Consider the following 13422-nt stretch of genomic DNA (forward strand, 5'->3'; position numbering starts at 1 on the left):
GCCTTTTGCGCATTTTGGAAAATTTTGTCTCAGTCTTCCGCCGCCAGCACAATCGCCTGAGCGACCCAGTTGTCCCGACTGACACGTCCCTTGAAACCCACCAGATTCTGATCCGCCCAGGCCACGTGTTCGGGCGTCCAGGCCGCGACCTGATCGAAGTGGTAGATCCCGATGCCATTGAGCATCTTCTCAAGCTTGGGCCCCACGCCCTTGATCCGCTTCAGATCATCTGCCCCGCCCTCGCGCGGCGCGCTGAGCTTTTCCGGCTCGGCCTGAGGCACATCAGCAGCAGGTCTGGCCGCCGCCTTCGCCTTGCTGCCCGGTACTTCGGCGCTTTTGTCCGACGACGCTCCCGCTTTGCGCGGTGCCTTGCCGGCTGCCTTCGCCGGTTTTGTCGGAGAGGCATTGTGATTTGCCCCCTTCTGCCATGGCATCAGCAGCGGCACCTCGGTGCCATCGATGCGTTTGACGGTATCGCCGATGTCCACGGCCAGCTGCGCCGAGGCGTTATACTGCGTTTTGCCGCTGTCGTATTCTGTGAGCGATGTCAGACCCTTAAGCGGCTCTGCGGCATAGCGGCCATTCTGCGGACCCGGCACCGGCACTTTCCCCGCCGCCAGTTCGTCGATGATCTCGCCCATGCGGTCGGCCGTCAGATCCTCGTAATAATCCTTGCCGATCTGTGCCATCGGCGCGTTCGAGCAGGACCCGAGGCATTCCACCTCTTCCCATGAGAAATTGCCATCCGCGGACAGCTCATGCGCGTTGGGTGCGATTTTTTCCTTGCAGACAGCGACCAGGTCCTCTGCCCCGCAGATCATGCAGGATGTGGTGCCGCACACCTGGATATGTGCAATCTTTCCAACCGGCTGCAGCTGGAACATAAAGTAGAATGTCGCCACTTCGAGCGCGCGGATGTAGCTCAGCCCCAACATATCGGCCACATGCTCGATCGCGGGCTTGCTCAGCCAGCCTTCCTGCTCCTGCGCGCGCCACAGGATCGGGATAATGGCCGACGCCTGACGGCCCTCGGGGTATTTGGTCATCTGCCCCTCAGCCCAGGCCTGGTTCTCAGGCGTAAAGGCGAAGCTTTCGGGTTGTTCTGGGTGAAGTCTACGCAGCATCGCTTGCTTCCTCTGCGGGGCAAGAGATTGAAAACTGACCTCGCGCGTCTGTTGACGCTATGGTTTTCAGCCTCTCACGGTTTGTCCGGACGGTTTCTAGAATGAGCGCTTCGCAATAGCGTCCATAGTCTTTGCTTAGTTCTGTTTCGCTCTGACCAATTCTTGCGAAAACATCCACAGCGTCGGAGTTTATGAGCACTTCAGTGTCTGCGACAAACCAGCCAAATTCCCCAACAACGTAGTACCAGTTGTCGACTTGCTGAATAACAAAGCAGTCAGACTTGGAAAGATCGACTTGTTGTTCTGTGGCCTCCAAAAACTCTCCCGGAAAATTACAGGCGACTGAACGTTCGTAAATCTTGGTCGGGCCGAACACGAAAGGTCGTGCGACAAGCAGTCCAACGACCACAACGCAGGCAACAGTCGCGATCTTCCACTTGCTCACCGGTCAATCTCCCCGAACACCACATCCATGGTGCCGATGATTGCCGCCACGTCCGCCAATTGGTGGCCGCGCGACATGTGGTCCATCGCCTGCAGGTGCAGGAACCCGGGCGCGCGGATTTTCGAGCGGTAGGGTTTGTTGGTGCCATCGGCGACCAGATAGACGCCGAACTCGCCCTTGGGGGCTTCAACGGCGCAATAAACCTCGCCCTCGGGCACGTGGAAGCCTTCGGTATAGAGCTTGAAGTGGTGGATCAGGCTTTCCATTGAGGTTTTCATATCCGACCGGCTGGGCGGCGTGATCTTGCCCCGCGCCAGAATATCGCCCTGCCCTTCAGGTGCGCGCAGTTTGGCGATGGCCTGATGAATGATGCCGATCGACTGGCGCATCTCTTCCATGCGGCAGAGGTAGCGGTCATAGCAGTCGCCGTTTTTGCCCACAGGGATCTGGAATTCGAACTCGTCGTAGCATTCATAGGGCTGCGCGCGGCGCAGATCCCAGGCCAGGCCCGAGCCGCGCACCATCACACCCGAGAAGCCGTATTCGAGGATATCCTCTTCGGTCACTACGCCGATGTCGGCATTACGCTGCTTGAAAATCCGGTTCTCTGTGAGCAGCCCGTCGATATCGTCCATGACGCGCGGGAACTCATTTGCCCAGGTCTCAATGTCGTCGATCAGTGCATCGGGCAGATCCTGGTGTACACCGCCAGGCCGGAAGTAGGCTGCGTGCAGACGCGCGCCACAGGCCCGTTCGTAAAACACCATCAGCTTTTCGCGTTCCTCGAACCCCCAGAGCGGCGGGGTCAGTGCGCCCACGTCCATGGCCTGGGTGGTGATGTTGAGGATGTGGTTCAGGACCCGGCCGATTTCACAGAAAAGCACCCGGATGAGGGACGCGCGGCGCGGCACCTCGACACCTGTCAGCTTTTCGATGGCCAGGCACCAGGCATGTTCCTGGTTCATCGGCGCCACGTAATCGAGCCGGTCGAAATAGGGCAGGTTCTGCAGATACGTCCGGCTCTCCATCAGTTTTTCGGTACCGCGATGCAGCAACCCGATGTGCGGGTCACAGCGCTCGACAATCTCGCCGTCGAGCTCCAGCACCAGCCGCAGCACGCCGTGTGCCGCCGGGTGCTGTGGCCCGAAGTTGATGTTGAAATTCCTGATTTTCTGTTCGCCCGTCAGGGCGTCCTCAAAACCTTTGGAGCCGTCCATCATGGTCTTTACTCCTCATCGAGGCGTGCGCATACGCGGAACACCTTTGTCAGCAGTTTCCAGGACCCGTCCACACGGACGAAACCCAGGTGATCTTCATAACGCACGGGCGGTACATCAACGGTCAGATGTACCCGGGCGATCTCGTCTCCCGCGCTGTCCATGCTCAGGATCTCGTATTTTGCCGGCGCGGGAAACGCGTCGCGCCCGCGCACCCGTGTCAGATAGGAGCCCTTGTCCCAGAAGGTCGCCTGACCGTTTTCGATCAGTGTCATCTGGAAGTTATCGTGGCAGAGAACTTCAAAGACCTCAGAACGCGCGAAATAAACCGCGTCACAATAAGCCAGCGCGGCCGCCTGCAGGTCATTGCTGTCTGTCATACCATCGGGCATATCAGCGGCGCTCCAGATCCTGGAGCCTGATGCTCATCCACCATATCAGACCCAGCACACCAAGCGGGATGATACAGGCCAGCGCCCAGTATTTGTTGATTCCGAAATGCGGCAACAGTTTCAGCAGCGGAATGACCGTCAGAACGGTAAAGACAACCCAGATCAGCCCTTCCATTATTTGGCCTCCTGCTTCTCGTCTCCCGGCAGGATGTATTCCGCGCCTTCCCAGGGGGACATGAAATCAAACTGGCGGTATTCCTGCACCAGGCTCACCGGCTCATAGACCACACGCTTCTGGGCTTCATCATAGCGCACTTCGGTATAGCCTGTTGTCGGGAAATCCTTGCGCAGCGGGTGGCCGCGGAAACCATAATCCGTCAGGATGCGGCGCAGGTCCGGGTGGCCGGAAAACAGTATCCCGAACATGTCAAAGACCTCACGCTCGAACCAGTTGGCCGACGGGTGCACAGAAATGACTGACGGGACCATATCGCGTTCGCGGATGCTGGCCCGCAGGCGCACGCGGTGGTTCTGGTACATCGACAGCAGATGATAGACCACGTCGAACCGCTTGGCCCGGCCGGGATAATCCACTGCAGTAATGTCCACCAGCGTCGAAAACCGGCAGGTCGCGTCTGTTTTCAGGAACTCAACAAGTCCGGTGATATTCGACGGTGTGACATCAATATTCAGCTCGCCGTGAGTTACATCCCATGACAGCACACAATCAGTGCGCTTGGCCTCGATGTAAGTCCCGAGTTCGTTCAGTGCGTCAGACATACATGGTCTCCTTACCGGAAAGTCTCAGTTCCACATCCGGTCAGCGGACGATGGTCCCGGTACGACGGATTTTGCGTTGCAGCTGCATAATGCCGTAAAGCAGCGCCTCGGCGGTCGGCGGGCAGCCCGGCACATAGACGTCGACCGGCACAATGCGGTCACAGCCACGCACAACGGAATAGGAATAGTGGTAATACCCGCCCCCGTTGGCGCAGGACCCCATCGAGATCACGTAGCGCGGCTCGGGCATCTGATCGTAGACCTTGCGCAGCGCGGGCGCCATTTTGTTGGTCAGCGTGCCGGCCACGATCATCAGATCGGACTGGCGTGGAGAGGCGCGCGGGGCGGTGCCGAAACGCTCCATGTCATAGCGCGGCATGGCGGTGTGCATCATTTCAACCGCACAGCAGGCCAGACCAAAGGTCATCCAGTGCAGCGAACCCGTGCGCGCCCAGTTGATGATATCCTCGGTCGAGGTCAGCAGGAAACCCTTGTCCTGCAGTTCCCGGTTCAGCTCCTGCGTGGCGACATCGCGGTCAGCACCTGCGATCGATGCTCCGGCGGCGGCTACTGCCATTCCAGCGCTCCCTTTTTCCATTCGTAGGCAAACCCGATGGTCAGCACGGCAAGAAATACCATCATCGACCAGAAGCCGACCATAGAGATATCCTTGAAGGCCACCGCCCAGGGGAAGAGAAACGCGATCTCGAGGTCGAAAATGATGAACAGGATCGACACAAGGTAGAACCGGACATCAAACTTCATCCTGGCATCGTCGAACGCGTTGAATCCGCACTCATAGGCCGAGACTTTTTCCGGATCAGGATTACGCACTGCCAGCACGACAGCCGCGAGGATCAGAACGATTCCCAACCCTATGGCCACGGCCAGAAAAATGAGGATGGGAAGGTATTCCCGAAGCATCTCTTCCAAAGGTTGGCTCCTTTTTGTCGCCGCAGCGCAGCGGTCTCGCGGTCACGCGGCTAAAGTGACTGCCAAGGGTTTACGCCTGTGGCCTGTCAGGGTCAACCGATCCGGGGTGGGAAAACCACGCCGGACTGGGCCTTTGCCGCCCCGTTCACCACCTCCGGACAGGCCCCGGTGCGCGCCGGGCCCGGAATCGGTAATCCGCTGCGCGCTGCAGGACGAAACAGCCCCCGATCACACCGCAGCAACTTTTTTGTGATCCGATGTCAGTAACCTTCCGTAAACCCTGCATCGTTCTGCTTCAAACGGTCGCACTTCCGGCGGCCGCGTGGAGCGACACCCAACAAGGAACCGAAGGACACACAATGAACAGACGTTTTGCACTGAAATCCACAATCGCAGCCGGCGCACTGGCGGCAATCGCCGCATGTACACCTGCCGACACCGGCAGCGACATTGTCGACATCGCAGCCGCAGACGGCAACTTTACCACTCTGGTCGCAGCCGTTCAGGCCGCAGGCCTTGTGGAAACCCTGAAAGGTCCTGGCCCCTTTACAGTTTTCGCGCCGACAGACGAAGCTTTTGCTGCTCTGCCCGCGGGTACAGTGGAAAACCTGCTGCTGCCTGAAAACAAAGACACGCTGACGGGTATTCTGACATATCACGTCGTGCCGGGCGCTGTTGCCGCGGCGGACGTACTGGGCAAGCGCCAGTCCGTTGACACCGTGAACGGTCAGTCTCTGCATGTCGATGGCAGAGGTGGTGCTGTGAAGGTCAACGATGCAAATGTCACCGCTGCTGACATTATCGCAACCAACGGCGTAATCCACGTGATCGACAAGGTGCTGCTGCCGAAGTAACCGGCACCGGTCTGCCTGATCACAAAGGCCCGCAGTCCCCCCGGCTGCGGGCCTTTTTTGCGCCCTGACCTAGGCGTCCGGCATCCATGAGGCCCGGCGTTTTGAAAAGAACGCATCGATGCCCTCTGCCGCTTCTTCGCTTTCCCAACGCGCAGCAAGGGCCGCAACAGTCCGGTCAATCAGCTCATCATCGATTTCCGGCCCGAGTGTACGCGCAAGATTCTTGGCCGCCGCCACGGCACCGGGTGCGCAGGAAAGATAGGGGGTAACCTCTGCCTCCACTGCATCTGCCAGGCTCCCGGCCGGAACACAGCGCGCCAGGATACCGAGGCCGACGGCTTCCGGCGCACCAAAGACACGGGCCGACATAAACACGCGTCGGGCGCGCCCTTCTCCCATACGGGCCAGCACATAGGGCCCGATGGTCGCCGGGATCAGCCCCAGGCGCGTCTCTGTCAGACCCAGCTTGGCCGTCTCCACGCCGATGGCCACGTCACAGACGCAGGCCATACCGACGCCCCCACCGAATGCATTGCCCTGCAGCGCACCTATCAGAGGCTTTGGCAGCGTGTTCAGCGCCTGGAGCATTACTGCCAGTCTGCGCGCCTCTGCCGAACGTGTCGCTGCATCCATCGACATCTGATCGCGCATCCAGCCCAGATCGCCACCGGCACAGAACGACGCCCCTGCCCCGGTCAGAACCACGACACGAACATCATCATCCGCACCCAGCGCGGCGGCGGCATCGGTCAGTTCACCGATCATCTGTGCCGACAGCGCATTGTGTTTTTCCGGCCGGTTCAGGGTCAGGGTTGCCACGCCACGCGCATCGGTGGTGATCTCAATCGTCTGCGGCATATGCCTCACTCCGACAGAATGGCATCTTTGGGCTGGCCGCGCATCGCCCGTGCCATGTCAGCCGCCGTTTCGATCGCATCAATGTCCAGCCCGGTTTCATAGCCCAGCGCTGCGAGATGGCGCGCGACACTTTCACTCGCAACGTTGCCCGCAGCCCCTGGCGCAAAGGGGCACCCCCCAAGACCGCCGGCAGCAGCATCAAAAACCCGAAGCCCCAGGCTCAGTGACGCGTCTATATTTTCCATCGCCCGGCCGCGCGTGTCGTGATAATGCCCCGCCAGACGGCCCGCCGGGACAACATCACGTACCGCCAGGAGCATCCGCGCAATGGTATCCGGGGTGCCTGCACCGGTTGTATCGCCCAGGCTCACCTCATAGCAGCCCATCGCAAATAGCTGATCAGCCACCCGGGCGACATCCTGCGGGGCCACCGGCCCGTCATAGGGGCATTCCACAACGCAGGACACATAGCCCCGGACGGGCAGATCAATGTGCCGCGCTTCTTCGAGAATGGGGGCAAAGCGTTCAATGCTTTCTGCAATCGTCGCGTTGATATTTGCCTTTGAAAACCCCTCGGACGCCGATGCAAAGACGGCAATCTCGTCAGCCCCTGCATCCCGGGCGTCGCTGTAGCCGCGCATATTCGGTGTGAGTGCGGCATAACGGACGCCGGGTGCCCTTTTTATACCTGCAAACACTTCGGCCGATCCGGCCATCTGCGGCACCTTCGAGGGCGACACAAAGGCCCCCGCCTCGATACGCGCGAACCCGGCCGCAGTCAGCTGATTGACCAGCGCCACCTTTTCGGCAACGGGGATTTCACGTTCCTCATTCTGCAGACCATCACGTGGTCCGACCTCGAATATCTCGCATGGTCCAAGGCTCATCGTCTCGTCTCCCCCTCTGGCCGCAGCCCGTCATCTGACAGGCCAGGGCGCATAAAAATCCTTCGCATAGATACCATCACCTGATGGCAGAGACGCGCGAAAACTCTCTCGGTCCGTCACCCGGTCATACCATGCGCTCAGCGCGGGGTGATCGTCGGTAAGGACAAAATGCCTGGCCATATAGACAGCCTGCGCCACCGAGATATCCGCCGCCGAAAACCCGCCTGTTAACAGGTAGTCCCGCGCACCCAGCGGATCATCCAGACGCGCCTCGATCGCATCATAGCATTTCCCGAGGCGCGCGGCTTCCAGTTTCATCACAACCGGGCTGCGCATGTGGTCCTCGTAGAGCGCCACATGCTGCTGGGTCAGCGCTGCAGTGTGCTGGCTCACCGTTTCGGCAAAATTCATCCACACAAGCCAGGGCATCCGCTCAGGCGTACCCGGCATGCGCCCCAAACGCTCCGGGCTGAACCGCTCACACAGGTATTCTGCGATCGCGCCCGTCTCAAACATCCGTTCTCCGTCGATTTCAAGCGCGGGAACGCGACCAGCAGGGGAAAGGTTCAGAAACTCGGGCGCGCGCAGGGTCCGGTCAAAGGGATAGCTGCGCAGCTGAAATGGTATGTCCAGTTCGTGCAACAGCCACAGGCTGCGCATCGACCGGGTCTGCGGACAATGGTGCAGCGTGATCATTCCGTTTCCTCTTCGGGGGCCAGACGGATCAGCGCGGCGCCTGCCTCGACCTGATCACCCGCGCTTACAAGCACCTCTGCAACAACACCATCGCGAGCGGCCAGCAACGCGTGTTCCATCTTCATGGCTTCCAGCACTGCCAGCCGGTCTCCCTTGCGCACCTCCTGTCCCGCCTCGGCGGTCACGGCGCGGACAACGCCCGGCATCGGCGCATCGATCAGATTGCCATCCCCGGCAGCACTGCTGTCTCGCTGCAGAGGGTCTGTCCATGCATAGGTGATCCCGAAGGCATCAAATACAGTAACCATATCCGGGCCTACGAAAGCAGGCGGCACGGTCCTGCCACCGGCCATCCAGCGACCACCCCTGCGCTCCAGCCTGATAAACTCGTCATCAGCGCGCCAGGTCTGTTCCAGCGGCCCGGTCACCGTGACCTCCAGAGAAAGCTCTTCGCCATTGCGCGTCAGCGTCACCCGTCGCCGCAGAGGGGCCCAGAGCGCAAAACCCGCATCCGCTGGTAAATCGACGATCTCCAGCACCGCCATACCTGCTGCAATGCGGTGCAGTGCTGTCTCTTCAGGTGGCGCTGTCAACGCCCTGAGGTCCCTTTCGATCAGGCCCGTGTCTACCTCGCCTGCCGCAAATCCATCATGGCGCGCCAGCGCGCCCAGGAACGCCAGATTTGTGACCGTGCCTGCAACCTGTGTCAGCGCCAGACCCTGTGCCAGCTGCGCGAGCGCTGCAGCGCGCGTGGGGCCGTGCACAATGACCTTGGCGATCATAGGATCATACCAGGGGCTGATCACATCGCCGCTGCGGACACCGCTGTCGGCCCGGACCGCCGGAGGGAAAGAAAGATGCCTCAGCGTGCCGGTCGCAGGCAGAAACCCGGCCGGAACATCCTCGGCATAGAGCCGCGCCTCGAAAGCGTGCCCAGAGAGGTTCAGATCTTCCTGACGTGCCGGCAGGGCCTCGCCAGAGGCGACACGCAGCTGCCATTCCACCAGATCAACACCCGTGACAGCCTCGGTCACCGGATGCTCCACCTGAAGGCGTGTGTTCATTTCCATGAACCAGAACCCGTCAGGCCGCAGACCGTCCGAGCCATCGACGATAAACTCGACCGTTCCTGCGCCGCTGTAGCCGATGGCCTCGGCCGCACGCACCGCGGCGGCCCCCATCGCTTCGCGCACGTCCGGGGTCATGCCCGGCGCCGGGGCCTCCTCGATCACTTTCTGATGGCGGCGCTGCAGCGAACAGTCGCGTTCAAACAGATGCACCGCGCGCATCCCGTCGCCAAAGACCTGCACTTCGATATGACGCGGCGAGGTGACAAATTTCTCGACCAGCACATCCGCATTGCCAAAGGCACCCCGCGCCTCGGCACGCGCCGAGGCCAGCGCATCGGCAAAACCCGCCGCGTCCTCCACCAGCCGCATACCCTTGCCGCCGCCACCCGCCACGGCCTTGATCAGCACCGGATAACCAATCTTTTCCGCCTCGCGCGCCAGCAAAGCATCGTCCTGATCGGCACCGTGATATCCCGGCACGACCGGCACTCCGGCTTCGACCATCAGCGCTTTGGCCGCATCTTTGAGACCCATGGCTCGTATGGCCCTCGCAGACGGTCCGATAAATGCCAGACCCGCGGCCTCAACCGCCTGCACAAAATCGGGGTTTTCGCTCAGAAATCCATAGCCGGGATGAATGGCCTGCGCGCCGGTGTCCAGTGCGGCCCGGATAACAGCCTCGCCACGCAGATAGCTGTCCGCAGGCGCCGACCCACCAATGTGCACCGCTTCGTCTGCCATCTCCACATGTTTCGCCCCGACATCCGCATCAGAGTAAACCGCGACGGTCCCGACACCGAGGCGCCTTGCTGTTTCAATCACACGGCAGGCAATTTCACCACGGTTGGCGATCAGAATTCTCTCAAACATCCCGCGTCCTCCGAACCTTCGCGGCCTCAGCCGCAGATGCCGGCTTTTTCAGGTCCCGGATGCTGCGATGAGCACGGGCAACGATCGGGTGCAAACTCCGGAAATCCAGCGCCATCATTACATCCGAAAGACGCCGAAACGCGTCTCCTCAATCGGTGCGTTCAGCGCCGCCGAGAGCGAAAGCGCCAGCACATCGCGCGAGCGGCGCGGATCGATGATGCCGTCATCCCAGAGCCGCGCCGAGGCATAAAGCGGATGGCTCTGCTCTTCGAACTGATCGATGGTCGGCTGGCGGAAAGCCGCTTCCGCCTCTTCGCTCCAGGCCTCTCCCTTGCGCTCCATAGCTTCACGCCGGACTGTCGCCAGCACGCCTGCCGCCTGCGGACCGCCCATCACCGATATGCGGCTGTTGGGCCATGTCCACATGAACCGCGGACTATATGCGCGCCCGGCCATTCCGTAATTTCCTGCACCGAACGAGCCGCCCACAAGCATGGTAATTTTCGGCACGCTGGTCGAGGCTACAGCCGTGACCATTTTGGCGCCGTGCCGGGCGATCCCCTCATTGGAATATTTCCGCCCCACCATAAATCCTGTGATATTCTGCAGGAAAATCAGCGGGATACGGCGCTGGGAACAGAGCTCGACAAAATGCGTGCCCTTCTGCGCCGATTCAGAGAACAGTACGCCGTTGTTGGCCACGATACCCACCGGGCAGCCCCTGATATGCGCAAATCCAGTCACCAGTGTCTCACCGAACCGCGCCTTGAACTCGTCAAAGCGCGAGCCGTCGATCAGGCGCGCGATGACCTCGCGGATGTCATAGGGCGTGCGCAGATCCGCCGGCACCACCCCCAGCAGCTCAGCCGGGTCGTAAGCAGGATCCTCGGGCGTGGCCCAGTTAACCGTCTGTGGCTTTTGGTGATTGAGCGCGCGCACAGCCTGTCGGGCCAGCGCCAGCGCATGGGTATCATCCTCTGCCAGGTAGTCCGCCACCCCGCTCAGTCGGGTGTGCACATCACCGCCACCAAGGTCCTCGGCGCTGACGACCTCGCCCGTGGCTTCCTTGACCAGCGGCGGGCCTGCCAAAAAAATAGTACCTTGATTTTTAACAATAATTGATACATCCGACATGGCCGGGACATAGGCCCCACCTGCAGTACAGGACCCCATAACAACCGCGATCTGCGCAATACCCGCAGCACTCATCCGCGCCTGATTGTAAAAGATACGCCCAAAGTGATCGCGGTCGGGAAACACTTCGTCCTGGTTGGGCAGGTTCGCCCCACCGCTGTCCACCAGATAGATACAGGGGAGCCTGTTTTCGGCGGCAATTTCCTGGGCGCGCAGGTGCTTTTTCACGGTCAGCGGATAATAGGTGCCGCCTTTTACAGTGGCGTCATTGCACACCACCATGACGTCTACGCCCGCAACCCGGCCCACGCCGGCGATCACGCCAGCACAGGGTGCGTCGCCGCCATACAGACCGTGCGCCGCTGTCGCACCAATCTCAAGGAAGGGGCTGCCCGGGTCCAGCAGTTCCGACACCCGGTCGCGTGGCAGCAGTTTGCCACGGCTTACGTGCCTCGCACGCGACCGCTCTCCGCCGCCGAGAGCCGCGGCCGAGGCGGCGGCGGAGACCTCTTCCAGCGCGGCCAGGTGCGCTTTTTCATTGGCCAGAAAACTCTCGGATGTGGTCAGAACAGAGGATGACAGCTTCATGTTCTGGGCTCCTCAGTCCCGACGGACCGCCCGTCGTCAGGCAGGCGCCTGCCGAACCTGTCCGCAGAATACCGGTAGGCGGGCCCATCCGGGCGGGCACATATAACCGTAATCCACACGCCGTCGCCCGAGCCTGGACGGGCCAGACAATCGGTCCGCTGTGCGCCGGCCCCGGCGGTGCTGAGATATTCCGCTGCAAAGGTTTCGATCACATCCGTCTCCGTGATTGTCGCAGCGATCCAGCCCATCCGGAACCCCCAGCCCGCAAAGGCAACCGCGAGGCAGGCCAGCGGCGCAAACCAGAGCCACCGGGGCACCGGGTCAGCTCCTGCCCCATATCATGTCATTGCCGCCATCAGCTCGCGGCCTACCAGCATCCGGCGGATTTCAGAGGTACCCGCGCCAATCTCCATCAGCTTGGCATCCCGGAAAAGACGGCTGACCGGGCTGTCACTCAGAAAACCCGCGCCGCCCATGGCCTGTACGGCCTGATGGGCCTGTTTCATGGCTTCTTCTGATGCATAGAGACAGCAGGCGGCCGCGTCCTGGCGGGTCACATCCCCCCGGTCGCAGGCTTTGGCCACCTCGTACACATACGCCCGGGCAGAATTCATTGCCGTATACATGTCGGCGATCTTGCCCTGCATCAGCTGAAAGCTCCCGATCGGCTGACCGAACTGTTTGCGCTCTGCCATGTACGGCATGATCGCATCGAGGCAGGCCGCCATGATACCGGTGCCGATGCCAGCCAGCACCACACGCTCATAGTCCAGGCCCGACATCAGAACGGCAACACCGCGGCCCTCTTCGCCCAGCACATTCTCGAAAGGAACCTCGACGTCATCAAAAATCAGCTCAGCCGTATTCGATCCGCGCATCCCAAGCTTGTCAAAATGCGGACTTGTCGAGAAACCGGTCATCTGCTTTTCGATCAGGAAGGCGGTTATCCCTCTGGACCCGCCGTCCGGATCGGTTTTGGCGTAGACAACGAGCGTGTCAGCATCCGGCCCGTTGGTGATCCAGTATTTGTTGCCGTTCAGACGGTAGTGATCATTGCGTTTCTCGGCCCGCAGTTTCATCGAAACCACGTCAGATCCCGCACCAGCCTCTGACATTGCCAGCGCGCCGACGTTCCGGCCCGAAATCAGCCCGGGCAGATATTTTTCTTTCTGCTCGTGGGTGCCGTTCAGCTTGATCTGGTTCACACACAGATTGGAATGTGCGCCATATGACAGAGATACAGAGGCACTGGCCCGCGCGATTTCCTCAATCGCGACGGTATGTGCCAGATACGACATCCCCGCACCGCCGTACTCTTCATCAACGGTGATCCCGAGAAGGCCCAGATCGCCCATCTCTGTCCAGAGCTCAGCCGGAAAGCTGTTGGAACTGTCGATGTCGGCCGCCATCGGCGCCACGCGGTCCTGCGCCCAGCGATGCACCATTTCGCGCAGCGCATTGACGTCCTCGCCCAGATCAAACTGCATCGTTGCGTTGAACATGCGGCACGGCTCCCTTCCTGCGGCTTCTGTTACCGAAATTTATTGAACACTTGTTCATATACTAAATGCAAG

16 protein-coding genes are annotated in these 13422 nt (G+C 60.8%); 1 reads left to right on the top strand and 15 read right to left on the bottom strand.

The window, feature by feature from the left end; all coding sequences use genetic code 11:
* Positions 1-29: 29 nt before the first annotated feature.
* Genes Q0792_RS14425 through Q0792_RS14460 form a run of 8 tightly spaced genes read right to left on the bottom strand, consistent with a single transcriptional unit; the run spans position 30 to position 4891 of the window.
* Positions 30-1124 (bottom strand): NADH-quinone oxidoreductase subunit E, encoded by a 1095-nt coding sequence (locus Q0792_RS14425; protein WP_298842133.1) that lies wholly within the window; start codon positions 1122-1124, stop codon positions 30-32.
* Positions 1114-1569: a hypothetical protein gene (locus Q0792_RS14430; protein WP_298842136.1), complete on the bottom strand. Its 456-nt coding sequence runs from the start codon at positions 1567-1569 to the stop codon at positions 1114-1116. Before Q0792_RS14430 ends, Q0792_RS14425 begins: the two co-directional genes overlap by 11 nt.
* Positions 1566-2786 carry an NADH-quinone oxidoreductase subunit D gene (locus Q0792_RS14435; protein ID WP_298843808.1) on the bottom strand — a complete coding sequence of 407 codons (1221 nt, stop codon included), beginning with the start codon at positions 2784-2786 and terminating at the stop codon, positions 1566-1568. The genes Q0792_RS14430 and Q0792_RS14435 overlap by 4 nt, the downstream gene beginning before the upstream one ends.
* Positions 2787-2794: 8 nt before the next feature.
* Positions 2795-3178: a nuclear transport factor 2 family protein gene (locus tag Q0792_RS14440; protein WP_298842139.1), complete on the bottom strand. Its 384-nt coding sequence runs from the start codon at positions 3176-3178 to the stop codon at positions 2795-2797.
* Position 3179: 1 nt separating this feature from the next.
* Positions 3180-3353: a hypothetical protein gene (locus tag Q0792_RS14445; protein WP_298842142.1), complete on the bottom strand. Its 174-nt coding sequence runs from the start codon at positions 3351-3353 to the stop codon at positions 3180-3182.
* Positions 3353-3958, bottom strand: coding sequence for an NADH-quinone oxidoreductase subunit C (locus Q0792_RS14450; RefSeq protein ID WP_298842145.1), 606 nt, complete (start codon positions 3956-3958; stop codon positions 3353-3355). The genes Q0792_RS14445 and Q0792_RS14450 overlap by 1 nt, the downstream gene beginning before the upstream one ends.
* 40 nt (positions 3959-3998) lie before the next feature.
* The gene (locus Q0792_RS14455; RefSeq protein WP_298842148.1) at positions 3999-4535 is read right to left on the bottom strand and encodes an NADH-quinone oxidoreductase subunit B family protein; all 537 of its coding nucleotides are present in this window, start codon (positions 4533-4535) and stop codon (positions 3999-4001) included.
* The gene (locus Q0792_RS14460; protein ID WP_298842151.1) at positions 4526-4891 is read right to left on the bottom strand and encodes an NADH-quinone oxidoreductase subunit A; all 366 of its coding nucleotides are present in this window, start codon (positions 4889-4891) and stop codon (positions 4526-4528) included. Before Q0792_RS14460 ends, Q0792_RS14455 begins: the two co-directional genes overlap by 10 nt.
* 359 nt (positions 4892-5250) lie before the next feature.
* Between Q0792_RS14460 and Q0792_RS14465 the strand changes: the two genes are divergently transcribed.
* Entirely contained in the window at positions 5251-5745 is a 495-nt protein-coding gene (locus tag Q0792_RS14465) for a fasciclin domain-containing protein (RefSeq protein ID WP_298842153.1), read from the top strand.
* 69 nt (positions 5746-5814) lie between these two features.
* Here Q0792_RS14465 and Q0792_RS14470 read toward each other — a convergent pair whose 3' ends face one another.
* The 7 genes from Q0792_RS14470 to Q0792_RS14500 all read right to left on the bottom strand — a co-directional run bounded on the left by Q0792_RS14470 (position 5815) and on the right by Q0792_RS14500 (position 13350).
* Positions 5815-6603 carry a crotonase/enoyl-CoA hydratase family protein gene (locus Q0792_RS14470; RefSeq protein WP_298842156.1) on the bottom strand — a complete coding sequence of 263 codons (789 nt, stop codon included), beginning with the start codon at positions 6601-6603 and terminating at the stop codon, positions 5815-5817.
* Positions 6604-6608: 5 nt separating this feature from the next.
* Positions 6609-7490, bottom strand: coding sequence for a hydroxymethylglutaryl-CoA lyase (locus Q0792_RS14475; RefSeq protein WP_298842159.1), 882 nt, complete (start codon positions 7488-7490; stop codon positions 6609-6611).
* Positions 7491-7520: 30 nt separating this feature from the next.
* Positions 7521-8186 carry a glutathione S-transferase family protein gene (locus tag Q0792_RS14480; protein WP_298842162.1) on the bottom strand — a complete coding sequence of 222 codons (666 nt, stop codon included), beginning with the start codon at positions 8184-8186 and terminating at the stop codon, positions 7521-7523.
* The gene (locus Q0792_RS14485) at positions 8183-10126 is read right to left on the bottom strand and encodes a biotin carboxylase N-terminal domain-containing protein (RefSeq protein ID WP_298842165.1); all 1944 of its coding nucleotides are present in this window, start codon (positions 10124-10126) and stop codon (positions 8183-8185) included. The genes Q0792_RS14480 and Q0792_RS14485 overlap by 4 nt, the downstream gene beginning before the upstream one ends.
* Before the next feature lie 117 nt (positions 10127-10243).
* Positions 10244-11848, bottom strand: a complete 1605-nt coding sequence (locus Q0792_RS14490; RefSeq protein ID WP_298842168.1) for a carboxyl transferase domain-containing protein — start codon at positions 11846-11848, stop codon at positions 10244-10246.
* Positions 11845-12165, bottom strand: a complete 321-nt coding sequence (locus Q0792_RS14495) for a hypothetical protein (RefSeq protein WP_298842171.1) — start codon at positions 12163-12165, stop codon at positions 11845-11847. The genes Q0792_RS14490 and Q0792_RS14495 overlap by 4 nt, the downstream gene beginning before the upstream one ends.
* A gap of 21 nt (positions 12166-12186) precedes the next feature.
* Complete coding sequence (locus tag Q0792_RS14500) at positions 12187-13350, bottom strand: isovaleryl-CoA dehydrogenase (RefSeq protein WP_298842174.1); 1164 nt, start codon at positions 13348-13350, stop codon at positions 12187-12189.
* Positions 13351-13422: the final 72 nt, after the last annotated feature.

Source organism: uncultured Roseobacter sp., from assembly GCF_947495025.1.
Lineage (GTDB): Bacteria > Pseudomonadota > Alphaproteobacteria > Rhodobacterales > Rhodobacteraceae > Roseobacter.

Coding starts and splice junctions, on each gene's coding strand:
- Q0792_RS14500 (WP_298842174.1), bottom strand. CDS start 13,350: ATGTTCAACGCAACGATGCAGTTTGATCTGGGCGAGGACGTCAATGCG.
- Q0792_RS14425 (WP_298842133.1), bottom strand. CDS start 1,124: ATGCTGCGTAGACTTCACCCAGAACAACCCGAAAGCTTCGCCTTTACG.
- Q0792_RS14440 (WP_298842139.1), bottom strand. CDS start 3,178: ATGCCCGATGGTATGACAGACAGCAATGACCTGCAGGCGGCCGCGCTG.
- Q0792_RS14470 (WP_298842156.1), bottom strand. CDS start 6,603: ATGCCGCAGACGATTGAGATCACCACCGATGCGCGTGGCGTGGCAACC.
- Q0792_RS14445 (WP_298842142.1), bottom strand. CDS start 3,353: ATGGAAGGGCTGATCTGGGTTGTCTTTACCGTTCTGACGGTCATTCCG.
- Q0792_RS14435 (WP_298843808.1), bottom strand. CDS start 2,786: ATGGACGGCTCCAAAGGTTTTGAGGACGCCCTGACGGGCGAACAGAAA.
- Q0792_RS14485 (WP_298842165.1), bottom strand. CDS start 10,126: ATGTTTGAGAGAATTCTGATCGCCAACCGTGGTGAAATTGCCTGCCGT.
- Q0792_RS14450 (WP_298842145.1), bottom strand. CDS start 3,958: ATGTCTGACGCACTGAACGAACTCGGGACTTACATCGAGGCCAAGCGC.
- Q0792_RS14490 (WP_298842168.1), bottom strand. CDS start 11,848: ATGAAGCTGTCATCCTCTGTTCTGACCACATCCGAGAGTTTTCTGGCC.
- Q0792_RS14465 (WP_298842153.1), top strand. CDS start 5,251: ATGAACAGACGTTTTGCACTGAAATCCACAATCGCAGCCGGCGCACTG.
- Q0792_RS14480 (WP_298842162.1), bottom strand. CDS start 8,186: ATGATCACGCTGCACCATTGTCCGCAGACCCGGTCGATGCGCAGCCTG.
- Q0792_RS14475 (WP_298842159.1), bottom strand. CDS start 7,490: ATGAGCCTTGGACCATGCGAGATATTCGAGGTCGGACCACGTGATGGT.
- Q0792_RS14455 (WP_298842148.1), bottom strand. CDS start 4,535: ATGGCAGTAGCCGCCGCCGGAGCATCGATCGCAGGTGCTGACCGCGAT.